This window comes from Paenibacillus sp. FSL H3-0329 (genome assembly GCF_037963285.1).
Taxonomy (GTDB): domain Bacteria; phylum Bacillota; class Bacilli; order Paenibacillales; family Paenibacillaceae; genus Paenibacillus_AQ; species Paenibacillus_AQ odorifer.
Map to the genome: position 1 here is coordinate 539,243 of NZ_CP150150.1, position 24,033 is coordinate 563,275.

A 24,033-nucleotide genomic window follows, 5' to 3' on the forward strand; every position below is an offset into this window, starting at 1 on the left:
TTAGTAGTATCAACTTGGGAGGGAACTTGAATGGCACGTTATTTTAACGGTAGAGAAGTTGAATTACTCGCACCCGCAGGAACGTTTGAGATTTTCAAGGAAGTGATCCAATCACGGTGTGATGCAGTTTATTTTGGTGGACCTGTATTGAATATGAGAATGATGCGTAAAGGTTATAATCTTACTCATGAAGAGATTGTAGAGGCACTTGATATCGCTCACCGTCTAGACAAAAAAGTGTATATCACTGTGAATAATCTTTTTAGTGAGGAAGATGTGGAAGAAGCTAGAGAATACCTGCGTTTTCTTGATAGTGCTCGGCCGGATGCCTTGATTGTTCAGGATATGGCAGTGTTGGAGCTTATTCGGGAGATGGAGCTTAACCTTCCTATTCACTCTTCAGTAATGATGAATGTTCACAACCTGGAGATGATCTATGCACTGCGTGATCTGGGTGTAACTCGTGTAGTTACCTCGCGGGAAATGGACCTGCAGACAGCTAAGCTGCTTGGTCAGCGGAGTGGCATGGAGCTGGAATATTTTATTCATGGAGATATGTGCTCTGTGCATGGTGCAAATTGTTACTTTAGTTCCCATGTTTTTGGTATGAGCAGCAACCGGGGGAAATGTATGAAGCCTTGCCGCTGGGATTATCGGGTTAAAAAAGACGGATATGTATATCCTGCTGAATATCCACTGGCTGTCAAAGATATGTTTATGTATGAGCATCTTCCGGAATTGATTGAATCAGGCATTACTTCTTTTAAAATTGAGGGCCGTATGCGTGATAAGGAATTTATGGTGATGCTGGCGAATAGCTACGGCGAAGCCATTGACCGATATATCGATGATCCGATTGGTTTTGATCGTACGGTTGATACCAAAGAACTGTACAACAACCGCAAGCGCGACTTTTCGACAGCTTATGCTTTTGGTAAACCAGGGTTAGCTAATATCAACCGTCGTTATGAAGGTACGGGCAAATTCTATAGCACTGGAAAAGTATTTAGCACACCAACCGCAGAACGTGAGCTATCTGAAAAACGTGTAGAGGAATTGCGGGAACGTTTGGCGCAAGAAAAGAAGCCTAAGACAACAAAAGCGAAGCTGGCTGTACGTGTGAATAATATGGAACAGGCGCGCGTAGTATTGGAACTGGGTGTGGATAGTCTGTATTTGCCGGGCGATGTATTTGAACCGGACAGACCTTTTACAAAACGTGATATTAAGGAACTTGGTGAATTAAAAGGCGATAGCAAAATATATTTAGGGTTGCCACGCATGATGACCGAGCTGCATTTCGATCAATATGATCAATTGCTTGGTGGAGAACGCTTGCCGATCGACGGTATAATCGTTACTAATTTGGGAGCGATTCGCAGATACAGCTCTACAGGTTATCCGTTAATTGGAGATGGTAGTTTAAATGTCTACAATCATCTTTCCGCCCAATTATATGCAAAATTAGGTTTGACTCAGCTTTCGGTTTCACCGGAAATGACGCTGGAGCACTTTGCTACCTTTGCCTCACGTTGTGACACGCCTTTGGAAGTTGTTGTACATGGTACACCTGCACTAATGTATATGGAGCACGACCTTTATGAGAATACTGAAGTAATGGAACCTATCGCTGAAGAGGATAATCAATATGTGCACAATAATGTATTGGTTCTAAAAACAGACAAAGGTGAGAATCCGGTATATCGTGATCAGCACGGCCGTTGCCATCTTTTGTTCGCAAAAGAGCTCTGCTATTTACCGTTACTTGGTGAGATGATTGATCTAGGCATATCTAGCTTCCGTATTGAAGGAGCGACGTATAGTGCTCAGCAGTTGCGTGAAATTATAATTTCTTATCAACAAGCTATGAATCGTACTGAAGTGAAAGATGACATGCTAGGTGGTCTTGAGCCCATTTATGCGGGTTATACTCTAGGTTCGCTGCAATTTAACTAATTCTATTTTTTGGGACAAAATATCGTCTGCTAGTAAGAAGAATGCACAGTACTCTATCAATAAGTTACTATTTTCACAAGAAGAGAGGGAATCAATCATGGAACAGCAAGAATTCATCGGAAGAGAAGCCGTAGCGGCGAAGCGTAAGCAATATTTCTATCCGTGTACACAGCATTTTTACCGCGATGCGCCTCAGCTTGTGCGAGGTTCGATGCAGTTTGTGTATGATGAAAATGGCAAACAATATACAGATTTCTTCGCAGGTGTATCTGTAGTCGCTTGTGGGCACTGCAATCCAGCCATAACTGGACGTACGATTGAGCAATTGCAGCAGCTGCAGCATACGTCTACGATCTATTTAACTCAGCCAAATGTGGATTTGGCTGAACGTCTGGAAGAGGTTATGCCAGGCGGTCTACGCCGAACCTTCTTCGTGAACAGCGGCTCAGAGGCTAATGAAGGTGCATTGCTGCTCGCCCGGATGTATACAGGACGTAAGGGGTTCATTGCATTGGAGAGTGGTCTACACGGCCGTACCAATCTAACTATGAGTGTGACAGGACTGCCGATGTGGCGTACCGATAAATACTTGGATCATGACGTTGAGTTTATTCCTCGCCCATATCATCCAGAACTATCTCTGGAGGAAGCCGCTGCACTCTCCCTGGAATCTCTGGAGCGAGTGCTTGAGGTGAAGGGGAATACTATCGCCGCAATGATCGTAGAGCCAATCCAAGGCAATGGTGGTATGATTATGCCAACGCCAACCTACTTCAGTGAGGTCAAAATGTTGCTGGAGAGATACGGCGTACTTCTGATCGCTGATGAAATTCAAACTGGATTTGGTCGTACAGGCAAAATATTCGCTATGGAGCATTTTGACGTAGTGCCCGATATTATAAGTATGGCTAAGGCGCTGGGGAATGGAATTCCGGTTGCGGCTTTTGCGACAACGGATGAGATTGCACTTGCGCTGAACCGTCCGTCGGCTTCAACCTTTGGAGGCAATCCGGTATCTGCTGCAACGGCGCTGGCTGTGCTTGATTATATTCGCGATGAACGGCTTCCTGAACGCTCAGTGCTGCTCGGAGAACAATTGAAAGCAGGGCTAAAGACCCTTCAAGAGCGTTATCCTTCGCTTATTGTGGATGTCCGTGGAATTGGGCTTATGTTGGGAGCGGAGCTTGCCGGTGAGAATACTGAAGGCTCTGCGGCGCTTACAGATCAAGTACTGGAAGAGATGAAAGACAGAGGATACCTGATCGGCAAAAATGGCATAGGACGCAACGTACTAGCCTTTCAACCGCCGATGATTATTATGGAAGAGGATATCGACGGGCTGCTTAACAACCTGAATGAAGTCCTTGCGGAGCTTAATGTCTAATACAATGAATTTCAAGTAGCGAAGAAAGAGGAAAACGAATGGCTATTCTAAACATTTTTAAAACTGCAGGCCTAAAGCTGAAAATGTTCAGTGAACTGGTGATGTTCTCTCATACACTTTTTTCGCTGCCGTTTGCCATTATCTCTATGGTGTGGGCCGCTGGGGGCTGGCCATCAGGGCATGTAATGATCTGGGGTCTGATTGCATTGATCGGTGCCCGTAATGGCGCTAATGCATTCAATCGGCTGGCAGACCGTACGTTTGATGAACAGAATCCTCGTACGGCACATCGGCATTTGCCACAACGGTTACTGGCAGAAAAAGAAGTGGTTGTCTTTGTTATTGTCAATTATGCCATCTTTATTGTGGCTTCAGGCATGCTGAACTTGCTCTGCCTGCTCTTATCGTCGGTAGCAATCGTATTGATATCGACTTATTCTTATACAAAACGTTTTACCTTTCTCAGCCATTTATATTTAGGTTTTGTCATTGCTTCCGCGCCGATTGGTGCATGGTTTGCCGTAACTGGAAATATCGCATTTACACCGTTTGTGATCGGGACGGTAGTTATGCTCTGGATTGCCGGATTTGATATTATCTACGGCACTCAGGACATTGAATTTGACCGGCGGCATGGGTTATGGTCTATTCCGAGCTTCTTTGGATTAGAGAATGCGCTGCGTATCGCCAAAGGTCTACATTTCATTATGATTATGCTGCTATTATTCCTATACGTATGGCAGGATCTCGGCTGGATGTATCTGGTTGGGATTGGCATCGCTACATTGCTCCTGATGACCGAGCATAAGATTATAAAACCTTCGAATCGTAAGCTGATGAAGGTGGCTTCTTATAATCTAAATCAGGTAATCAGCATAGTGATATTATTGTGTACGCTGATTGATTTTTTCTATGTTAGTTAGGGAGCTGGCTTTGGTGAGCCGGCTGGCTGACATTGGCGCATTGCCCGCAAACTAACAATAAAAGACAATAGCCTACCCAAAAGGGGTAGGCAAAGGAATCGGAAAGCTGGCTACGCTAGCTTTCCTTTTTTGTGTTGACTCGCTCCCCGCTCTGTAAGGGGGAAGCTAAATGCAAAGATTAGGGAAAACCTCCCTAATCTTATTGCGTTTATTATCTTTAAACTCTGTTTTAGGGAATTTCTCCCTGAAATATAGCTGGTTACTCTTAAAAGCATGCTAAAGTGGACTTTATTAGGGAGGTTTTCCCTAATATCGTAGTTTTCGAGCGATTAGTAGCTAATTTTAGGGAGGTTTTCCCTAATTATATCCGATGGAGTAGAATGACTAAATTAGCTCATGTGCGCTACGCTGCGTTTGCGTGTTTAGCTTGTCTTGTTGAAGCGGAAAAATATCGGTTTGAATTTGCGACAAGATCAATGAAATGATGTGTTTAAATCAAAAAAACGGATACCCCCAAGTGAATGGGAGGTATCCGTTTTTATTTGTATTAGAACGTACGCTTTAGCGATCACGGTCCGCAAAATATTGCAGCAACGTTTCCAGATCAGCATGTGCCGGGTAGGAGGAGAGCTGCTGCACAATAGCTGCAGCTTTATCCAGATAGTTCTGGCTGACCCGTTCAGCGCGAGCGAGGGCATCGCTATTGTTAATTAGGGTGAGCACATGTGCTACTTCAGCGTCGGAAGAATCCGGGCCGATTGCACGGATCACAGGCGAGAGCTTAGGGTCCTGCAAGGCGTACAGCACTGGCAGGGTGACCTGACCATGTCGCAGGTCGCTACCGGCAGGTTTGCCTAGGACATCGGCGGACTGTGTGAAATCTAGCAAGTCATCTTGTATCTGAAAGGACATCCCTAAGGCTTCTCCAAAATTATAAAGGAGATTGGCAACTTCTTCGGTGCTTTCAGTGGACAAAGCACCAACCCGTAAGCAGGTTGCCATAAGAAGAGCGGTTTTGTTTAAGGATTTCTCCAAATACTGATCCATTGTAATTTCATAATCAAAAGCATGTTCCATTTGCTGATATTCACCCAGACACAGCTGAGCGGTGGCTACAGAGGATAAGTCATGAACGTATCTGTTTTTATCTCCTGTATATTTGCTCAGCAGCTCGATGACCCGAGCGGACATGTAATTACCAACATGTACTGCTGACAATGTCCCCGTCTTAATATGTAAGGCGGGTACGCCCCGCCGTAACTCTGAACGGTCAATGATATCATCATGAATTAATGAGGCGGCATGAATAAATTCAGCAGCAGCAGCTAATTGAAGCGCTCTGCGGCCGGTATCCTTACGGCCAAACCGACTGCCAACAATGACCATGAGGGGACGAAGGCGTTTACCACCGGAATTTATAAGCTCTAGAACACTTTGCGCGAGCTGAGATTTCTTAGGTACATCTTTATCACGCGCCACAAGGTTTACGATTTCGCGGTTGATTTCATTTATGTCTATATTTAAGGCCTCATGCAGCTTCATTTATGGATCCCACCTGTCAAATGGCTTTGCTTGTGCGATTACGCTGTCTGCACTCTTGGATCAAGAACTCTTCGATTCCAGTAGCTGGATCATGTTCCGCGAAGTCTCCATTTGACCGTCTAATCTGCATTTTTTTGATCGAAGGAGCTAGATAAGCAACTAAGTCGAGCTCACGGCATTTCACCGCAAACTGCAGGTAAAAGCTATACAAATAATCTCCATCCAAAATGTTGCGTGTAAGGTCGGGATGATGTGGGATACATTCCATATGGCGCTCTGCTGCCAAAGTGAGAATAGTGTAAATACCCAGCAAATTGACTTTGCGGCTGTATTCCAGATCATGGCGTTCCAGTACCGAGATTAACTGTTCACATGCAGCCGGAGAGGGCTGAAGCTCAATTCCGGCAATAGGTGACATTTCAGTATGCAACAACCGGAGGGTATCTTCTATGAGTTGTTTGTTCACAAGATTCTCTCCTTCTTGTCGGTTTTGCCGGAAGAAACCATACCCCGATCATCCCTACAAAACCATTCATTCAAGAAAAAACCACCATTTCCTAGGATTAGGAAGGTTATTTTCTTCTTGTAAATAAGGAGAGTAATGTGTCCTAGGGACACATTACTCTGAAGTATATCCATATTTAACCCTAATAAAATACAATTTGCACATATGTTCTATATGATAAATTACACTAATTCAGGGTTTTATTATCAGTCGGTGTATAGATACCATCGTCTGACGAGCGGAATTCTCTTCCACTGTTTCTTAAGCCAAGGAAGTACATAATAGTCTAGACCAAGTGTGCTTCCTGATCCGCCGATGCAGGCAATACCAGCAGCAACGTACCATAACATTTCTGTCGATGCCATTTTGGTTGACCAAATCATGACCGACATGGCGACAGTCGCTATAGAAGCGAGTGCAGTGAAGAGACCAACGATGAGCATAATACCGAAGACGATTTCTGCACATACCATACCGATTTGGAACCATTTCGCGAGGAAAGTGTAACTTCCGTCGTTGTTGTAGAACATCAAATCCATGAACCAGTTTGTAATGTTGTATACGAAGTTAGGTACAGGCAACGCTTCAACAGCTTCTTTTGCAGTGGATACTGCTGAAGCTGCAGATTGTGCATCTACGGTGTCTTTAACTGCATCTACTGCAACACTGGCTGCTGATGAAGCATCCGTTGCAAAAGGAGCAGCTGGAATCAAGAAAATCTTATCTGGATCTTTCCAAATCTTTTGGATCTTCTCAATACCTTCGTATAACCACATACCACCAAGTAGAACACGAAGTGGTACGAGCCAGAAATTAGGTGAACGTTTGGAGAAGTGACCACCCAAGAAGCTCTTGCGGTTCTCAACATGGAAGAACTCATGCATCATATATGTCCATACTTTATTGAATCCGACAACCTGAGACAGGTAGAACATATTAATAAAGTGTTTGGATAGCATTGCCATGAATCCAGTAAGCATAAAGAACTTACCTGGCAGACCAACATTTGCTACACCGTAGCGGCTACCAATGGAGACCATTGTACCGTGGAAACCTGGTTTGTAAGCTTTTTTAGCAGTGTTCTGAATGTCAGCGGCAATGTTGCCAGCAACAATCGGAGCTGCTTGTTCAGCGTTCTCAACCATTTGTGGTACAGGACGAGTTTCACCTTCAGGAATGTAGAAAATGTTGTCCCCTACTACGTAAACGTTCTTATGATCTACACTTTCCAGGTTCTCATTCGTAACAATCCGTTTGCGGCCTTGTTGTTGTACTTCAAGTCCACCAACGATTTCGGAGCCTTCAACACCAGCAGTCCAAACAATTGTTTGGGAATCGACAACGTTTTTCTCACCAAGTGCAACACTACCATTGCCTACTTCGGTGATTTTAGCGCCAGTCACGATTTCTACGTTCAGCTTACGAAGGCGAGCTTCAGCTTTTTGAATCAGCTTATCTGGAAGGATAGGCAGAATCTTCGGAGCCATATCAGCCACAATCAGTCTTACTTCGGATGGGTCGATAAAGAACTCCTTGCATAATTCCTCGCGTTGTTCAGCCATTTCACCAACTAGCTCGACACCAGTAAAGCCGGCACCGATAATAACGAAGGTTAGCATAGCACGACGTACAGCTGGATTTTTCTCCATAGCCGCTTTGGTATACATATCGCGGATTTGACGTTTCAATGCTACCGCATCATCGTAAGACCAGAAGGAGAAGGTGTTTTCTTCTGCGCCTGGAATGCCGAAGAAGGTTGGTTTGCTACCTGTGCCGATTACAAGGTAATCGTAAGCGTAGGTAGCTTTATCGGATTTAAGTTTTCTGCTTTTGAAATCGATATTGCTGATCTCATCAAGAACAACATCTACTTTAAGGCCCGCAAAAATCTTCTTAAGATCGATCTTGATTGAATCCTCTGGAGCACGGTTCGCGGCAACCTCATGCAGCTCAGTCAATAGAGTGTGATATGGATTCCGGTCGATCAGTGTAATTTCAACATCTTTGTTTTTCTTAAATTTCTTTGCCAGTTTTTTAGCCGTGAGTACGCCGCCGTAGCCGCCGCCCAAAATGACTATCTTCTTCAAGAGAAATTCACCTCATTCGTCTGATTAGCTGCAGAAGGTCCTGCGAAATTATTTCGCGCCTTCGAGTGCTTTTTCTGCAAGTGTAAAATATTCACCAACATGAATACTCACGCCGGAAATTGCATCAGTTTTGCCTTCAGCATCAAGCGTTGGAGCAACACCTTTGTTTTCAAGGAAGTATTTTTCAGCCAAAGCGATTTCTTCATGCCATTCAGCAGAAGCGCCGCCAGCTTTCATACCATATTTACCATCAACGGAGAATTGCTTTTTGTCATCGCCAGCAGCATTCAAACCACTGAATTTAACAGCTACAACATTACCGTTAGCAACAGTCAGGTCAACAGTGGATTTCCAACCGGATTCAGCGTCCATTTCGCCTTCAGCATGGTAGCCTCCGTCTTTATATTGACCAGCTTCTACTGGACCAGCAGCAAGAGCAGCTTGAGCAGCTTTTACAAAGTCAGATACGTGTACGGATACACCAGAGATGGCATCAGTTTTCCCTTCAGCATCAAAAGTTATAGCTGCTGGATCTTGTTTTTCGATCAGGAATTCTTCAGCTTTAGCTGCTTGCTCGTGCCATTCAGAAGAAGCACCGCCAGCTTTCATGCCATATTTACCATCTTCGGAAACTTTTTTCTTCAGGTCGCCTGCAGTGTTAACGTTAAAGGCATCCCAGTCAGCTTTAGTGATCTTTCCACCTTCTACAGTTAAGAGTGCGAAATATTGCCAGCCAGTTTTAGCATCAACGTCAGCAGTACCGTAGTAAACTCCGTCTTTGTACTGTCCAGCTTCAGTTCCAGCGTTACCGGAATTTGTTGCAGGAGCAGTTGTTTCAGCTGGTGCGTTAGTAGGGGCTGCGGCGTTGTCTGTGTTGTTACCACAACCTGCGAGCAATCCAAGGATAAGTGCGCTCGACAAGATAACAGAAGCTTTTTTCATTTCAAATGACCTCCAAAAATATAGTTTAAAATATATATATTAAAATGTAAAACATTTTAATAGTCGAGCGAAGTGATAAAAATCACTTTATAAATGATATTTGTCACTTTAATCTCATGCGTTATTACCCATTTGTAACAGTATCTTGACTTATATCGGCATACATTAGGAAAAAATTTAATGATGTTGTTTTATCTCCGATGGCATTCTAGCACATGGACTAGGAAAACCATTGTGAAATAAATCACTTAAAAAATTAAATATTTAATTTATATCTGGATTATATCAAATTTTAAAAGATTTGAATACATATATTTAAAAATATATGTGACAGAATACGACTTAATTTGCTAATGTCTTGAAATGTGGAAAGATTCATAGCGAATGGGGAAGGGTAAGTAAAGGTAACACGGGATAACAATCCTACCCTAATTAATTCAGCTAAGGAGATGAGCTTATAATGGACAACAATGTATTTAAAGGAAAATGGAAACAGCTCAAAGGCGAGGCCAAGAAGCAATGGGGCAAGCTTACAGATGATGATCTTGACGTAATTGACGGTGAAAAGGATAAATTAGTAGGTAAACTACAAGAACGTTATGGACATACGAAAGAAGACGCGGAGAAAGAGTACCAAACCTGGGGACGTTCCTACCGCGATTAATTCATTACTAATGACGTTAATATAAAATTCCAGAAGAAGAGCGCAAATCGCATCTGATTTGCGCTCTTCTTCTGCGTCCATAGGCGTTAGTTATCGAATGGGGCTTTAGTATGGTAGTATTATGAGATGAAAGTTGTAATTTATTTTGCCGAGGTGGGAGTGAATCTATGGGTTATCTTAAAATATTTTTTGGAAATACCGCAATGCTAATAGCTGTAGCCTATTTGGCTAATCTTATATATAAAAACACCATTTCAAATGCAAGTGTAGGAATAAAGAAGGTAAGCTGGGTATTACTGGCCATTTTTGCCGGGTGGATTAGTACTCTTTTCGGATATAGGCTGGGTGAGCATGTGATTTTTGATTTACGTTTTGTGCCACTTATTATATCAACGCTGGCTTATCCGCATCCTTTCATTCTTGTTTTGATCGGTATAGGAACAGGTCTTACACGGTTAACTTTTGGAGTAAATGAGGCGGCGATGGCCGGAACCATTAATCTGTCCATTCTAGGATTTGTTTGTGCTGCGCTTAGCTACTGGGTCAGACGATCTAACTTATGTATGGTGAACAAAGGTTTGATCGTGATTCTAGTCATAAATGTAATGAACGCAATCAACATTATGGTGTTTGGTGTGATCCCCGCCCCAGAGTACATAAAAGAGATTATGCCGATTACTTTCCCTGCCGGATTGATTCTAAGTGTTCTATTCTCCTTAATTATCCGTGACTTTCAATTGGGTCTCTTGCGGAATGGACAGATTGAGCGTGCTAATGAACAGCTGTCTGCTCAGACGGAGGAGCTGCATAAGAATAAGATCGAGCTTGAAGAGCGTGCCGATCAGTTAATGATGGCTTCGCAATTTAAATCCGAATTTCTGGCAAATATGTCTCATGAGCTTAGAACGCCACTGAATAGCATTATTAATTTATCGCAATTAATTGAAGACAATGATAATTCTCTTACGGAAGCAGAAATGAGGGAGTATGCAGCTATTATCCGCCGTTCTGGTGAAGAATTATTGATGATTATTGGCGATATATTAGATCTGTCCAAAGTGGAAGCAGGTCGATTAGATATTATTAATGAAGATTTAAGTGTTAGTGAGATTCCAGAGATTCTGGCTATGCAGTTCGCTGTGACAGCTAAACAAAAAGAACTGGAATTTAATATTGATATGGAAAAAAATGTTCCACAAATGATTCATTCCGACCCGCAGCGGATTCAGCAAATCCTGCGCAATTTGCTTTCTAATGCTTTTAAATTTACAAAGTCTGGCCATGTCGCACTCCGTATTCGTCAAGAGGAACGTGGGGAAAGAGCTATTGTGAAGCATTGGATTGTATTTGAGGTAGAAGATAGCGGTATTGGTATTGCACCAGAGAAGCATGCCATGATCTTTGAAGCCTTCCAACAGGCGGATCGAACAATTAGTAGAAAATATGGCGGAACAGGATTAGGGCTTTCTATTAGTAATGATTTGGCCAGACTGCTCGGAGGTTTCATTACTTTAGAAAGTGAGGAAGGTAAAGGGAGCCGTTTTTCGCTTTATTTACCCCTCGAAATCATAGAAGAGTAAGCTCCAATATTATTTGTTAATTTGGCGTATTGACAGTAGATTGATGCGGAGTAGAATGAAGCAAATGCCGCATCAAAGGAGTGTTACCCCTCTCTATGAACAACATGGAAACTAAGCACACAGTTACTAGTTCAAAGCGTGTCCGTAAAACCTCAGTACATCGCAGAAATTTGCGCATTGCTACCTGGGAAGGTGTGCCATCGACCATTTTCCAGGTACTGCTGCAAGGGCAGTTTCTAACAGGATTCCTACTATATTTAGGAGCCACTTCAAGTCAAATTGGATTTGTGCTAGCGCTTACCACCTTGGTTAATGTGATGCAGATCGGGGTAGCTTTTTTGATTCAGAAGCTGCCAAGCCGCAAATGGGCTATGGTTACTTTTATCGGCCTGCATAGGATACTTTGGAGTTCTACGGGGCTAATTCCGTTTATTTTTCCTAAAGAGTATTGGGTCATGGCTTTTATAGCCTTATATACTACTGCATTTATTGCCAATACGGCGGGTGGTGTGCTGTGGAGCTCTGTGATCAGCGATCTTGTTCCAGCACGTGTACGTGGACGTTATTTTGGGATTCGTAATACGTTCCTGAATGCACTCGGTAGTCTGGTAATGTATGGTGGGGGTATCGTTTTGGATCGTTATCCCGGGAGCCATGGCTTTCTGATTCTTTATATTGTTGTGTGGATCTTTGCGATCTCTAACGTCGTTGTATTCTTTTTTTATCCCGACGTGCCTTTCGAGAAATCGGAAGAACATAAATTTTTGCCGATGTTTAAGAAACCGCTTAAAGATACTTTATTTATGAAGTCTACTTTGTTTCTGGCCGCCTGGTTACTGCTGCAGAATCTAACTGTTCCGCTATACTCGTATGTCATGTTGCAGTTACTTCATATAAATTATGAAACGTTATCACTGCTTAATGTGTCCCAGACTCTTTTTATGATGGCCAGTTTCTACGTTTGGGGCAATCTAAATGCAAAATATAGCAATAAACGTCTGTTGTTCTTTACGTTGCCGATTATTGCCTTGTCCTCTTTAATGTGGGGACTCTTGTCTGTGCTGCCGATGCTGTTGGTGTTGTTTGCCGCTCATATTGTTTTTGGTGTAGGTGTAGGCGGTTTCAACCAGCTGGCCTTTAATTTTATTATTGGGGACACGCCGAAAAAAGAACGGCCTATGTATATGGCGACCTATGCGGCGCTTACGGGTTTATCATCCTTTTTTGGCCCGCTTATTGGGGGACAGTTGTATGAAAAAATTGCGCACTGGCCGCAATGGACCCAAGTATACGGTATGCAGTTGGTAGTGGGAACGCTTATGATTGCTCTTGCCTTCCTGCTGGGCCGTCGTATTCTAAAGGACGAATAGATGTAAAGGGGACTATTCCATGTTAAGGATTGCGTTGGTATTAGGGGCTACTGGGTTAGTAGGGAAAGCGGTTACGGAGGAATTGCTGAATCGTGAAGGTTGGGGTGAGGTGAGAGTGCTTGTACGGACTCCATTAGCTTTAGAACATCCTAAGCTTAAGCAAATCGTTGTGGATTGGGAGAACCTGGCGGAGTATAGCGATTCGTTCGAAGGCGTTCATTCCATCTTCTGTTGCCTCGGGACTACGATCAAGAAGGCAGGTTCACAAGAGCAGTTCGAACGTGTTGATCTGGATTATCCGCTTGCAGCTGCTACTATTGCGAGAGATCACGGTGTTAAACAGTTTTTGGTTGTTTCATCCATGGGGGCAGATGCCAAATCGCGCAATTTCTACAGTCGGACTAAGGGTAGAGCAGAGGAAGCGTTAAGCAAAATCGGTTTTCAAGGGCTGCATTTGTTTCGGCCATCCTTGCTGCTGGGTCATCGTGAGGAATTCAGACTGGGAGAACGCGTCGCGGCTAGATTGATGAAAGCGCTGGAGTTTGTAATGGTTGGCAAAGCAGCTAAATATCGTGCCATTCCTGGTGTAACTGTGGCGAGAGCTATGGTTAACATTGCCTCTGCTGACACGCATGGTTTGCATATCTACACGAATGAAGTAATACATGTGATTGGAAAACGATAAGTTTTTCGGGCTGCTAATAAATTTGCATTACGGTGAGAACAGGACTTACAATGGACAATAAATGATCAGCGTTTAATGGAGAGGGGTAACAAGATGAGTAAAAAACAAGTAGCTACTACAAAAGCACCTGGAGCCATTGGTCCTTATAGTCAAGCCATTACCACCGGTAGTTGGGTATACACTTCAGGACAGCTGGGCCTTAATCCAGAGACAGGGAATTTGGCTGAAGGCGTTCAGGAACAAGCTCGTCAAGCACTTAGCAATGTACAAGCTATTCTTGAGGAGGCTGGTGCATCACTGGATCATGTAGTGAAGACCACTGTATTCCTAAAGGATATGAATGATTTTGCAGCAGTTAATGAGGTTTACAGCACCTTCTTTAAAGAACCTTATCCTGCCCGCAGTGCCATTGAGGTTGCCCGTCTGCCAAAAGATGGCCTTGTTGAGATCGAAGCGGTAGCGCGTAAGAAATAAATATGATTTCGCACTTCTAAATTAATCTACAAAAAAGGCAGGCTCAGAAGGATCACCTTCTGAGCCTGCCTTTTTATATTATCGAGCGGACGATCAGTATCTGCTGTATCTTCTGCGGCGTGGTGTGAGCAATAGCCAAATGCTGTAGAGCAGCAGAAGACCTGCCGTTATTGTGCCCGTCACAAAGACTGCATTAGCCTCTCTATGTTCCAGGGCAATCGCGATGAAAGCCCATACGAAGACCAGAGGATAGATGCTGTCTCGGTTAGGATAGCTGACTAACACCGCAAGCAGTGTCCCCACGCAGAGCATGATCACAGCCCAGGTTATCCCGCTAAGTCCAAATCCATCCCAATGATTTTTCTCCAGAACAACGCTAACATTCACGATAGTAGCCACAGAGATCCAGCCAAGGTATATACTAAAGGGTAGCTTGATCAACCATTTCTCACCTGAAGTAGGATTTGCGATCTGGCGCGATCTGCGATAGATAACAATGATTGAAATTAACATTAACACCATGGCAATCAATGAAAGCTCGATGTATAGATACTGCCAGAGGAAAAGCCAGCTCATATTAAAAACACAGCTCAGGATAAACCAGAACGAAATAACTCGTACAGAATCCCTAGAGCTTGTATAGGAGCGGAATTGATAAATAACGAAACCGGCTAACAATAAATAAATCAGCGACCAAATGGAGAAGGCATAGCCAGCGGGAGTCATGTAAGTCTTATATTTGTCAGAGATTTCTCCTGTACTGTTTCCGCCCAAAGGCAAGGTTACCGCCAGCACATTTACGATAATTACACCCACAAAGAATACGAGGTTCCACCATTTATAAGGATTATAACGTCTCAAATAATTCACTCCCTAGCTTTTTTAATAGGGTATTGCTTATTTAGAATATACCCCTTTTTGGCACAATTAAGACTATAAAAGGAAAAGAAGTGACTAGTGAGTCATAACATTCTTGGATAGCAGGGCAGTAGTGCGGGGTATTTTAAATGAATCAAATTACTGGGTGTTTCTATATCCTTCAACTTTATTTCATAAAAATCTACAGAAAATATGCAGAAATGTTTTTAAATCAGCGCTTTTTCGTATAAGATGAAGAGATGAAGATTCAAGAAAATATAAGTTTTGTCCTAGTTCTTTATCCTTATATTTACCGCAGGAGTGCATCCCCTCTCTAAAAGAGGAAGAGGCGGCTTCTACTTGTATAGCTTCAAAATTTATTTCTCGCGGAAAAGGTTGCAGTTACCCTTCCTGATGGTGGGGGGCTGGTTCTTTTTTTGCTTGCTTAAAAGACAGGAGATCACCGATGATTAAGCATCTGTATGCAATATGGTTAGGGGACGTTTTATTTTGCTTCTCTGGCGAAACTTCGGAGCCGAAGGTTGACGCTTGGACTCGCGTAGTGAAGCGGATGGAGCTACAGGGAGGAGTGCGTCCTTTTGCAACTGCTGCTCTGCGTCTGGCAGAAGTGAAATATCCGGCTCCCCCTGTAGAGGGGAAGCCAGCCCGGCGCGGATTGCCCGGACGAACGTTCGAAGGGCTCGCCTTGGTTCCTAGCGATGCATTTCAACTGCTTCTGGCATGGGATGAGACGTTATGCCGAGATCAGGGAGTGGAGCCAGGCGGCGAACTGCGTTACTGGGCAGCAGCGGCACGTTTTGCGCTGGAGCTGATGGGTACAGGCGGGATTACGCCGGGAGCCTTGCCACCACGCCCCGTGGGCTCACGTCGCCGCGGCGGAGAACAGGCGGCGACAGTCTGCTGGTCGCCAGCTTTCCGAAAGCAGGAGGACAAAGAGATCTTTTTGCAGCTGGCAGCATCCATGCCTGTTCTTGCACTAGGAACGCATATCGCAGAGGCAGGGGATCTATCCTCTCGCGATGAGGCTGGAGCTTATGTGCTTTACTCCTTTATGCAGGCTGTAATGACTGCTGAGATAAAAAAGGTAATTGCGGGCATTGAAAGTGAGTTAACCCCTTATAAAGCAAATTATCGCCGGGGTTATTCTCCTTTAACTGAACTGTGGTGGAATAGCCTTCTCACTGGAAGCCGAGATATACCCGTGCAAGGAACTCCAGCAGAGGTGACGGACCTTTTGGTCACTGTGAACGAGACCGCTGGCAGCGATGTGCCACATTCAGAGCCAGAGGAAGCGCGGAGCGGGCAGCTGGGTCTTGGGCTACGGCTGGAGCCGCCAGAAGACAATAATGAAGTCTGGCGGTTAACCTTCTGGGCGGAGAATAAGGAAGAAGGGGAATTCTGGTTTCCCGCCAAATCGATCTGGAGCAGTAAGGAACGAGAGTTTACGTTATGGGGGAAACGCTATCGCAATATCCAGCAGCAGCTGCTTATAGCGCTGGGCCGGGCTGCGAAGATATCGCCGGATATCCAGCGCGCTCTTGCTAAGCCTGCGCCTACGGGGGCAGATTTGGAACCAGAACGTCTTTATTTCTTTTTGAAGGAGACGGTGCAGCAGCTGCGCGATCGGGGAATAACGGTGCAGATGCCTTCGCGCTGGAGCCGTGAAGGACGCCGCCGCATTGGCATGAAGATGAAAATGCAGCCAGGCGTGAACGGGGGCGATAGTCCTGCGCCCGCGGCTCTGGGTATGGAAGAGCTGATCTCGTTCCGTATTGAGGCCTCGCTTGGAGAAAGTGCGATTAGTGAGGAAGAACTAAACGCATTAGTAGAGGCTGGCGTACCTTTTGTACGTTTCCGCGGGGAATGGATCGAGATAGATCCTAAAGAAATCCGCCAGGTTCTTAGATATATGAAACGCCATGAAAACGGAGAAATGACTGCCGCGGATTGGATGCGCCTAGAAGCCGAGGATGGTGAAGATCGGCTCTGGAAAGGAATGTCCGTCACTGGGATGGAGACATCCGGGCTGTTGGCATCGCTTATGCGCGGAGATGTATTACGTAATCTTCCGGTGCGTCCCGTACCTGAAGGTCTGCATGGAACTTTAAGACCTTATCAAGAGCGGGGTTATCAGTGGCTGGCCGAGCTCAGTGGTCTGGGTTTTGGGGTATGTCTCGCCGATGATATGGGTCTAGGTAAAACGGTGCAGGTTATCACCTGCCTGCTGGACCGGGCGTTAAGTGCTCCCCCTGAAGAGAAGCAGGAGCCTGTGCTGATTCTCTGCCCAACTTCGCTTCTTGGCAACTGGCAGCGGGAGCTGCAGCGCTTTGCTCCTTCGCTTAATGTACACATACATCATGGTGGACGCCGTGTTCGGGGAGATAGCTTCTTAGAACTGGCAACCAGTCATGATATCGTACTGACGACCTATCACTTGGCAGGGCGTGACAGCGAGGATTTAGCTAATGTTCAGTGGTCAACAGTGGTGCTGGATGAAGCTCAATATATTAAAAATCACCGTACGAAGCAGGCGCAGAGTGTGATGAAGTTATCAGCGCCGCATCGCATAGCTATGACGGGTACTCCGGTAGAGAACAGACTTGGCGAGTTATGGTCTATTTTCCACTTTTTAAACCCGGGCTATTTAGGAACCTATCATTCCTTCCGGCAGCGTTATGTGTCTGGGGAGGGTGGGGAGCGTCTGCGGGAGCTGCATCGCTTGGTATCACCCTTCCTGTTGCGGCGTCTGAAGAGTGATCCGGATATTTCTAAGGATTTACCGGAGAAGCTGGAGTTGAAGTCTTATTGCCCGCTGACCGAGACCCAAGCTGCCCTGTATCAGGGTGTTGTGGATGAAATGCTCGGCGTGATCGGGGAGAGCAGTGGTATGGCTCGCCGTGGACTGGTGTTATCCTCTCTGACGAAGCTGAAGCAGATTTGCGATCATCCTCAGCTATTCCGGAAAGAAGAAGGTCGGAGTCCGCGTAATGAACATTCCGGTAAAATGGAGGTTATGTTCGAGGTATTGGACAGTATTGCTGAAGTTGGCGAATCTGTGTTGATCTTTACGCAATACGTAGCGATGGGCGAGCTGCTGGTGAGCAAGCTTACTAAGCGTTATGGTACATCGCCATTGTTCCTTCACGGAGGGATTCCAAAACGAGAGCGTGACGAGATGGTGCATGATTTTCAAGAGGGCAAGGGTCCATCCTTCTTCGTGTTATCTCTTAAAGCGGGTGGAGTAGGTTTGAACTTAACCCGGGCCAATCATGTTATTCATTACGATCGCTGGTGGAATCCGGCAGTGGAGAATCAGGCGACAGACCGGGCTTTCCGAATTGGACAGGATAAGAATGTTCAAGTTCATAAGCTGATTTGCCAAGGAACACTGGAGGAACGTATTGACGAATTAATTGAGCGGAAGAAAAGCCTTTCGGAGCAGGTTGTTGGTTCTGGTGAAACATGGTTGACCGAGATGTCTAATCATGAACTGAAGGAGCTTATTGAACTGCAGGATCAGGATTGGATGTAAGGAAAGACATGAGCAATACGGAGGGATCAAACAATGAGTGAACTGTTAGAGATGCGGCTGGAAGTTGTGCCTGGATTAGTAAAAGCAGCATGGACGACTTCGCCCGGGAAAGTGACGGGAGGGTCACGGGCAAAGGGTGAATGGAATGTCGGTACTTCTGCTGTTCCTCAGGGACAAAGACCGGAGCGACCTCTCTCTCTGAAGGTTCCAGTATGGCATGCTGCCCGTAGAAAAGAAATATTGCGGCGTCTGGCGCTAAGTCCGGATGAGGTATTTGCATTGTTGCAGGGGAGATTAACGGGTGGGCTGGCGGAACTGGATCTTCTGCCTACAGATACAGAGCTGGAGCAGGCCCTCTTTGAGGGTGAAGGGTTAGAGGATCAGGCGGAGATTCTGCAGCTTATAAAAGAACGACTTGCTGAAGAACCGCTGCTGGCGCTTTCTCTGAGAGGATTTACTAAGGGAGAACTCCTGGATGGAATATTTGCCCTTTGGGCTGAAAGTGATATAGCTGCCGATGATTCTGAGACAGAGGCAGCCCCAGTTAGTGAGCTTGCAACGGAATTAGCACGGCTAGAGCGCAAGGGCCCCGCAATTTCCTCTGGAGAATGGCTTGCAGAAGCGGCTGCTGAAGGTTCGCTTCACCAGCCGGGACCGCAGTTCCATGAGATTACGGCTAGGCCATTTCCTTCATCGCCGGTAGTAGCAGCGGTAACGGAAGACTGGGGAGCTTTGCTGCCTCAGACACCTAAGGCGCTAGAAGGCCTAACCTTGATTATGAATCGAGTAGCAGAAGCTGCTGCCCGTCGAGCAAGTAAGGCGTAATTAAACAGCAGTGGAGTTTAGAGAAGCCGCATCCTATCTGAGGAGGCGGCTTCTTTGTGTAAAGCTTCTGTAACCTTTTACTATTAAACTCTGTCTATGATTATAGAATAGAAGGAAATGGAAAAAGGAGGATTTCATTTGAGACTATATGCCGTTTTTGCCCCGATAATCATTGCCGGGTTATTTCTGCAATCCTGCATGGTAAACGATAAGCTTGGTTTAGATTCGAGTATTGGGACAAATACCGCTGAGCTGAAGACGGATATGAATTCTTTGCAGGGGTATCCTGCTAAATTTAGCATGAATGACATAAAGCATGGGTGGGGAATAGACGAGACTGGATTATGGACTACGAACGATGGAGGGAGTAGTTGGTACCATCCGGACAGCAATATCGTTCCTATTCCACAAGAAACAGGCATCTTTGCCGCAGCAAGCTTTTTCCTGAATGCCACAAATGGCTGGATTATAAGTAGTCATGGTATGGGTCAACCTGTCCTGATCTATCATACCTCTGATCAGGGCCAGACCTGGAAGGAGACAAAACTTCCCGTCACGGAGGATTGGGAGCAAGGATACAGTGGCGGATTTATTCATTTTATCGATGTGAATAACGGGTATGTGCTGCTGGATTCAGAACCTGGTCTCGGGATGATGGAGAAATCCTTGTATCGCACGACAGATGGCGGGAACAGCTGGAAGCGAATCGGAAATCTAACGGGGAGTATTAAAGCCTATCCAACAGGGATGACCTTTCAGGATTCCCGGAATGGCTGGATCACCTCCAGCAACCATGGGCAAGAATACATTTTAACGTTCAGAACTTCGGATGGCGGGAAGAGCTGGAAGCCGGAACAATTAAAGAAGCCGGCTGCTATGGCAGCATTTACTTACAGTAATAGTTATCCACCTAAATTCTCAGGCAAAGACAATATGAAAGGCATCCTGCCGCTGGAGATTGTTGACGATGGGATTCGAAGTATGGTGTTTTACACAAGTGATAACGGAGGTAGGACATGGAAGCCGGGCCCTCAATTACTCGGTACTGAGGCGGTGAGAACAACATGGCTGAACGCTCGGGAAGGTTGGGCCTTGCAGGAGGGCGGCAAACTGGTGGCGACTGTCAACGGGGGAGTAAGCTGGAGGATGATTGCAACATCACAGCTATTCGCGAAGGCAGAAAACATTCAGTTTGTTACGCCGAAAAACGGCTGGCTGGCGGGTCCAGGATTTCTACAGACCACTACAGATGGTGGCGTTACATGGAAGCCTTTGGTTGGCAAGCCTTGAGGCTGAATACAGCGGAATGCCGGATGTAATGATTAGCCGTTGAGGCTTAGGGACCCAGGGGGCGTTATTCACACATTTACCGCCTATCCAGCATGTTTTCGGACTCCATGAAGCTAGAATAAAAAGTGGACAGTAGTTAACAGACTGGCGATAATGAGTCCACGGAGGTGTGTTCACATGGGAGAACATCGACAACGGTATAACGAAGAATTTAAAAAACAGACAGTGCAGTTCATTCAAGAGCAAACAAAGACAGTGGGCGACTTGGCGGAAGAGCTCAACATCCCAAAAAGTACCCTGCATCAATGGATGAGTCAGTATCGAGAACTAAAGAATGAACCGGCAGCTAGCGTGGATCGAGTACGGGAACTCGAGGCACAGTTGAAAGAAATGAGCCGACAACTTCAAGAAAAAGATAACAAGATTGCTGATGTGGAAGAGGAATTAGCGATCGTAAAAAAAGCAGTGCACATCTTCAGCAAACCAAGGAACTGAGATTCCAGTTTATTGAAAAACATCGCTCCGAGTTTCTCTTGGAGAAGATGTGCATGACCCTACATGTGTCACGGAGCGGGTACTACAAGTGGCGGACAGAAAAAACCAGTACGCATATGCTTCGTAAGGCTGCGATAATGAAGCGAATTCAGTATCATTTTGCAGACCATCAAAAGCGGTATGGGAGTCCGAAGATCACCCGCCTGTTGCATCAAGAAGGTTATACCGTTACCGAACGCACGGTGAGTGTGTACATGCGACATATGAAGCTTCGCTCCATTGTCTCCAAAACGTATCGCGTACAGACCACCGACTCCAATCATGACCATCCGATTGCCCCGAATACGCTGAACCAGCAATTTAAAATACTCAAACCCAATTCAGTATGGGTTACCGACATTACGTACATTCCTTGCCGGGGAGGGCGCTTGTACCTGGCTAGTGTGATGGACCTTTGCACGCGTGAAATCGTGGGGTGGCGCTTGGAGGACCATATGGAAACTAGCTTAATTTCGGGCGCCTTACAAGATGCTTACGAAGCTAAACAACCGGAAAAGGGTCTATTACATCACTCCGATAGAGGTTCTCAATATACTTCTCATGAATATACGAAGCAGTTGAAAGCGTATGGCATGGAGTCCAGCATGAGCCGCAGAGGTAACTGTTATGATAACGCCTGTATCGAGTCGTGGCACAGCATTTTGAAAAAGGAGCTCATTTATTGTAATCCACGATTCAAAACTAAGGAGCAAGCCTACCAGACACTTTTTCAATATATTGAGTTTTATTATAACCGCAAGCGAATGCATGGCGCGCTGGGGTATCTTTCTCCAGTTCGTTTTGCTGAGCAATTGACTAGAATGTCTATTGCGTGACTGTCCACTTTCTTGACAGAGGTCCACCAGTGCAGCTATTTCATATAAAAGGGCACAAATCTGGTGTTTTTTATGTCCATAGCGACTTTGGGGTCCGTTATTATGCAAAATGGAGGATTATTCTGTGAATAAGATCGGCTGTGTCCGATAACACCTTGCTTCGGCGGCGAAGGGTATCGATCAAACGGCCTAATCGATTAAAAAGAAGGGGGTGTCCCAGCAGCCATTGTCATGGCTTATGAGACATCCCCTTAATTTTTGAGAAATGTAGAAATATGAAAGCTTAAACCTGCCCGCCGGCAGGGGATTCCCCTTCTGCAAGTTCCAGAATCTCACGGCGCAGGCGCAGCATTTTTTGATCCAGTTCATCGGCGGCGCGTGCGGCATCCTTCAATTCCTCAGCAACATGCGAAGGGAGCTGTTTATCGAATTTATAATACAGAATATGTTCCATACTTGCCCAGAAGTCCATGGCTAGGGTTCGCAGCTGTATTTCTGCTTTGACCCAGCGTGTTCCTTCCAGCAGGACGAGCGGAATTGCGACGATAAGATGCAGGCTTTGATACCCATTCGGCTTGGGATGGGCTATATAATCTTTGATCTCCAATACGCGAATGTCTTCGCGTGTGCTGAGGTGATCAACCAGACGGTAAATATCTTTAACAAAAGCACATACAATCCGCATACCTGCAATATCGTGAATGTGCTGCTCCATATTTTCCAAGTTGAACTCGAAACCTTTGCGCTCCATCTTTTGCAGGATGCTCTTGGGTTCTTTAATTCGGCATTTAACATGTTCGATGGGACTGAAGCCGTCACGGACCTGCCATTCCGTTTTGATCACATCGATTTTATTCTCAAGATCATTTAGTGCATGGCGATAGAGTGCTGGCAGAGACTTAAACTCATTGATAAGATTTGTGAAATCCTCGTTATCCTGCCAATGTTGCAGATCCTTAACGTGTACCTGCATCTGTTTTAGCGTAAGCTGTGTGCTGTCATGTTCTTCCACTGAAACTCTCCCAATTTCGTTATTTGTGATTAATTCTATTTTAACCGATGTAGAACCCCTGACGCAAAATAACGTCTGAAATCAGTGAAAATAAGAATTTATAGGAACATTCTCCGCTAAATCGCGTATTAAAGCACATTAATGAATCTGTTCGATACATTTGGTATGATAGAATCACGTATCGCTGGAGAGGGAGGAACTGTAATGAGTTTTATGAAACGAATCAAAGATAGTGCGAGCCGGGTTACTGAAAAAGCACAAAGCTCTGTTGAGATTGGCAAGCTGAACGGGCTTATTTCCGATATTGAACGTGAGATGGAAGTGGAATTCACGAAAATGGGCAGGCTTTTTTATGAAGGGTATCGCACTAAGGATATGTCGGTAGCTGAAGGCAAAATGGTAGAACTGGCACGGACCTGTTCCAAACTTCAGGAAAAAATCGAAGTCCAACGCGCAAGGATTGCTGAACTGAAAAATGAACGGTTATGTTCTTGCGGCAATGTTGTGGCGCTCGATGCAAACTTTTGTCCAAAGTGTGGAAGTAAGCTGGAGGAGCTAACCACTTCAAGAAAGATTCCTTCACCGCCCGTATTCGTCAAAACTGTGGATGAGGACGAAGAGGATGAGGATCAATACTATGGTGCAGATGAGCTAACGGATGAAGAGAAGGAGATTGCAATGAAGCTCCATCCGCAAAGTATGGTGTATTCTGAGATCCTGCCTTCAGAGGATGATGAGCTGCCATTGGAGGAATATGCGGCGAACGAACATGACATTGAACGGGATCGCAGACATGCTGATCAGCTGGAACGGGAAAGACAAAGACAGCTTGAGCTGGATCGTCGCATCCGCGATTGGAATGCGAATGAACATCAGGAGGAGTCCGCAGTCACCCAGGACAGTGGTGTACGTGATATGATTAAGTGTCAAATCTGTCGGAATGAATTGCCAAAGGGCTCCTTATGGTGCCCGCGTTGTGGATCGGAGCAAATATAGTACAGATATCAGTCAGC

General features: G+C 45.3%; 20 protein-coding genes. 14 read left to right on the top strand and 6 right to left on the bottom strand.

The features are described from left to right. The first annotated feature begins 30 nt into the window (after positions 1 to 30). The 3 genes from NSQ66_RS02395 (at position 31) to NSQ66_RS02405 (ending at position 4,263) form a co-directional block, all read left to right on the top strand. Entirely contained in the window at positions 31 to 1,956 is a 1,926-nt protein-coding gene (locus tag NSQ66_RS02395; RefSeq protein ID WP_038568508.1) for a U32 family peptidase, read from the top strand. A 97-nt stretch (positions 1,957 to 2,053) separates the two neighbouring features. Further along, positions 2,054 to 3,340, top strand: a complete 1,287-nt coding sequence (locus NSQ66_RS02400; RefSeq protein WP_339279541.1) for an aspartate aminotransferase family protein — start codon at positions 2,054 to 2,056, stop codon at positions 3,338 to 3,340. A 38-nt stretch (positions 3,341 to 3,378) separates the two neighbouring features. Further along, a complete protein-coding gene (locus NSQ66_RS02405) occupies positions 3,379 to 4,263 on the top strand; it encodes a UbiA-like polyprenyltransferase (protein ID WP_076215101.1) in 885 nt (294 codons plus the stop codon). A 561-nt stretch (positions 4,264 to 4,824) separates the two neighbouring features. On the opposite strand, the gene NSQ66_RS02410 is transcribed toward NSQ66_RS02405, so the two are convergent. The 4 genes from NSQ66_RS02410 to NSQ66_RS02425 all read right to left on the bottom strand — a co-directional run bounded on the left by NSQ66_RS02410 (position 4,825) and on the right by NSQ66_RS02425 (position 9,339). After that, the gene (locus NSQ66_RS02410) at positions 4,825 to 5,805 is read right to left on the bottom strand and encodes a polyprenyl synthetase family protein (RefSeq protein ID WP_036682537.1); all 981 of its coding nucleotides are present in this window, start codon (positions 5,803 to 5,805) and stop codon (positions 4,825 to 4,827) included. Between the two features lie 16 nt (positions 5,806 to 5,821). Beyond that, positions 5,822 to 6,271, bottom strand: coding sequence for a hypothetical protein (locus NSQ66_RS02415; protein WP_036682535.1), 450 nt, complete (start codon positions 6,269 to 6,271; stop codon positions 5,822 to 5,824). A gap of 245 nt (positions 6,272 to 6,516) precedes the next feature. Continuing rightward, complete coding sequence (locus tag NSQ66_RS02420; protein WP_036682533.1) at positions 6,517 to 8,397, bottom strand: FAD-dependent oxidoreductase; 1,881 nt, start codon at positions 8,395 to 8,397, stop codon at positions 6,517 to 6,519. 48 nt (positions 8,398 to 8,445) lie between these two features. Beyond that, on the bottom strand, positions 8,446 to 9,339 hold the full coding sequence (locus NSQ66_RS02425) for a hypothetical protein (protein ID WP_036682532.1): 894 nt from the start codon (positions 9,337 to 9,339) through the stop codon (positions 8,446 to 8,448). Between the two features lie 460 nt (positions 9,340 to 9,799). On the opposite strand from NSQ66_RS02425, the gene NSQ66_RS02430 reads away from it, so the two are divergent. The 5 genes from NSQ66_RS02430 (at position 9,800) to NSQ66_RS02450 (ending at position 14,112) form a co-directional block, all read left to right on the top strand. Further along, on the top strand, positions 9,800 to 10,003 hold the full coding sequence (locus NSQ66_RS02430; RefSeq protein ID WP_036682530.1) for a CsbD family protein: 204 nt from the start codon (positions 9,800 to 9,802) through the stop codon (positions 10,001 to 10,003). A 167-nt stretch (positions 10,004 to 10,170) separates the two neighbouring features. Further along, entirely contained in the window at positions 10,171 to 11,583 is a 1,413-nt protein-coding gene (locus NSQ66_RS02435; RefSeq protein WP_038568513.1) for an ATP-binding protein, read from the top strand. 104 nt (positions 11,584 to 11,687) lie between these two features. Continuing rightward, complete coding sequence (locus NSQ66_RS02440; protein WP_036682545.1) at positions 11,688 to 12,953, top strand: MFS transporter; 1,266 nt, start codon at positions 11,688 to 11,690, stop codon at positions 12,951 to 12,953. 19 nt (positions 12,954 to 12,972) lie between these two features. Continuing rightward, positions 12,973 to 13,638, top strand: coding sequence for an oxidoreductase (locus NSQ66_RS02445; RefSeq protein ID WP_076316515.1), 666 nt, complete (start codon positions 12,973 to 12,975; stop codon positions 13,636 to 13,638). A gap of 93 nt (positions 13,639 to 13,731) precedes the next feature. Further along, complete coding sequence (locus NSQ66_RS02450; RefSeq protein WP_036682524.1) at positions 13,732 to 14,112, top strand: RidA family protein; 381 nt, start codon at positions 13,732 to 13,734, stop codon at positions 14,110 to 14,112. A gap of 93 nt (positions 14,113 to 14,205) precedes the next feature. Here NSQ66_RS02450 and NSQ66_RS02455 read toward each other — a convergent pair whose 3' ends face one another. Then, the gene (locus tag NSQ66_RS02455; RefSeq protein WP_076215299.1) at positions 14,206 to 14,973 is read right to left on the bottom strand and encodes a TspO/MBR family protein; all 768 of its coding nucleotides are present in this window, start codon (positions 14,971 to 14,973) and stop codon (positions 14,206 to 14,208) included. Between the two features lie 463 nt (positions 14,974 to 15,436). Here NSQ66_RS02455 and NSQ66_RS02460 point away from each other — a divergent pair, with 463 nt between their 5' ends. From NSQ66_RS02460 to NSQ66_RS02480, 5 genes are all read left to right on the top strand, one after another. Next, on the top strand, positions 15,437 to 18,523 hold the full coding sequence (locus NSQ66_RS02460; RefSeq protein WP_076215296.1) for a DEAD/DEAH box helicase: 3,087 nt from the start codon (positions 15,437 to 15,439) through the stop codon (positions 18,521 to 18,523). A 33-nt stretch (positions 18,524 to 18,556) separates the two neighbouring features. Continuing rightward, positions 18,557 to 19,348, top strand: coding sequence for a hypothetical protein (locus tag NSQ66_RS02465; protein WP_051491244.1), 792 nt, complete (start codon positions 18,557 to 18,559; stop codon positions 19,346 to 19,348). Between the two features lie 138 nt (positions 19,349 to 19,486). After that, a complete protein-coding gene (locus NSQ66_RS02470; RefSeq protein ID WP_036682519.1) occupies positions 19,487 to 20,638 on the top strand; it encodes a YCF48-related protein in 1,152 nt (383 codons plus the stop codon). A 177-nt stretch (positions 20,639 to 20,815) separates the two neighbouring features. Then, complete coding sequence (locus NSQ66_RS02475; RefSeq protein ID WP_036683594.1) at positions 20,816 to 21,133, top strand: transposase; 318 nt, start codon at positions 20,816 to 20,818, stop codon at positions 21,131 to 21,133. An 11-nt stretch (positions 21,134 to 21,144) separates the two neighbouring features. Then, on the top strand, positions 21,145 to 22,008 hold the full coding sequence (locus tag NSQ66_RS02480; protein WP_339279724.1) for an IS3 family transposase: 864 nt from the start codon (positions 21,145 to 21,147) through the stop codon (positions 22,006 to 22,008). A 283-nt stretch (positions 22,009 to 22,291) separates the two neighbouring features. Here NSQ66_RS02480 and NSQ66_RS02485 read toward each other — a convergent pair whose 3' ends face one another. Beyond that, entirely contained in the window at positions 22,292 to 23,020 is a 729-nt protein-coding gene (locus tag NSQ66_RS02485) for a GTP pyrophosphokinase family protein (protein WP_076218890.1), read from the bottom strand. Between the two features lie 204 nt (positions 23,021 to 23,224). Between NSQ66_RS02485 and NSQ66_RS02490 the strand changes: the two genes are divergently transcribed. Beyond that, a complete protein-coding gene (locus NSQ66_RS02490; RefSeq protein WP_036682517.1) occupies positions 23,225 to 24,016 on the top strand; it encodes a zinc ribbon domain-containing protein in 792 nt (263 codons plus the stop codon). Positions 24,017 to 24,033: the final 17 nt, after the last annotated feature.

Excerpts from the sequence above, each read along its gene's own strand:
- NSQ66_RS02395 (WP_038568508.1), top strand. The coding sequence starts at position 31 with ATGGCACGTTATTTTAACGGTAGAGAAGTTGAATTACTCGCACCCGCA.
- NSQ66_RS02400 (WP_339279541.1), top strand. The coding sequence starts at position 2,054 with ATGGAACAGCAAGAATTCATCGGAAGAGAAGCCGTAGCGGCGAAGCGT.
- NSQ66_RS02405 (WP_076215101.1), top strand. The coding sequence starts at position 3,379 with ATGGCTATTCTAAACATTTTTAAAACTGCAGGCCTAAAGCTGAAAATG.
- NSQ66_RS02410 (WP_036682537.1), bottom strand. The coding sequence starts at position 5,805 with ATGAAGCTGCATGAGGCCTTAAATATAGACATAAATGAAATCAACCGC.
- NSQ66_RS02425 (WP_036682532.1), bottom strand. The coding sequence starts at position 9,339 with ATGAAAAAAGCTTCTGTTATCTTGTCGAGCGCACTTATCCTTGGATTG.
- NSQ66_RS02430 (WP_036682530.1), top strand. The coding sequence starts at position 9,800 with ATGGACAACAATGTATTTAAAGGAAAATGGAAACAGCTCAAAGGCGAG.
- NSQ66_RS02435 (WP_038568513.1), top strand. The coding sequence starts at position 10,171 with ATGGGTTATCTTAAAATATTTTTTGGAAATACCGCAATGCTAATAGCT.
- NSQ66_RS02440 (WP_036682545.1), top strand. The coding sequence starts at position 11,688 with ATGGAAACTAAGCACACAGTTACTAGTTCAAAGCGTGTCCGTAAAACC.
- NSQ66_RS02445 (WP_076316515.1), top strand. The coding sequence starts at position 12,973 with ATGTTAAGGATTGCGTTGGTATTAGGGGCTACTGGGTTAGTAGGGAAA.
- NSQ66_RS02450 (WP_036682524.1), top strand. The coding sequence starts at position 13,732 with ATGAGTAAAAAACAAGTAGCTACTACAAAAGCACCTGGAGCCATTGGT.
- NSQ66_RS02460 (WP_076215296.1), top strand. The coding sequence starts at position 15,437 with ATGATTAAGCATCTGTATGCAATATGGTTAGGGGACGTTTTATTTTGC.
- NSQ66_RS02465 (WP_051491244.1), top strand. The coding sequence starts at position 18,557 with ATGAGTGAACTGTTAGAGATGCGGCTGGAAGTTGTGCCTGGATTAGTA.
- NSQ66_RS02475 (WP_036683594.1), top strand. The coding sequence starts at position 20,816 with ATGGGAGAACATCGACAACGGTATAACGAAGAATTTAAAAAACAGACA.
- NSQ66_RS02490 (WP_036682517.1), top strand. The coding sequence starts at position 23,225 with ATGAGTTTTATGAAACGAATCAAAGATAGTGCGAGCCGGGTTACTGAA.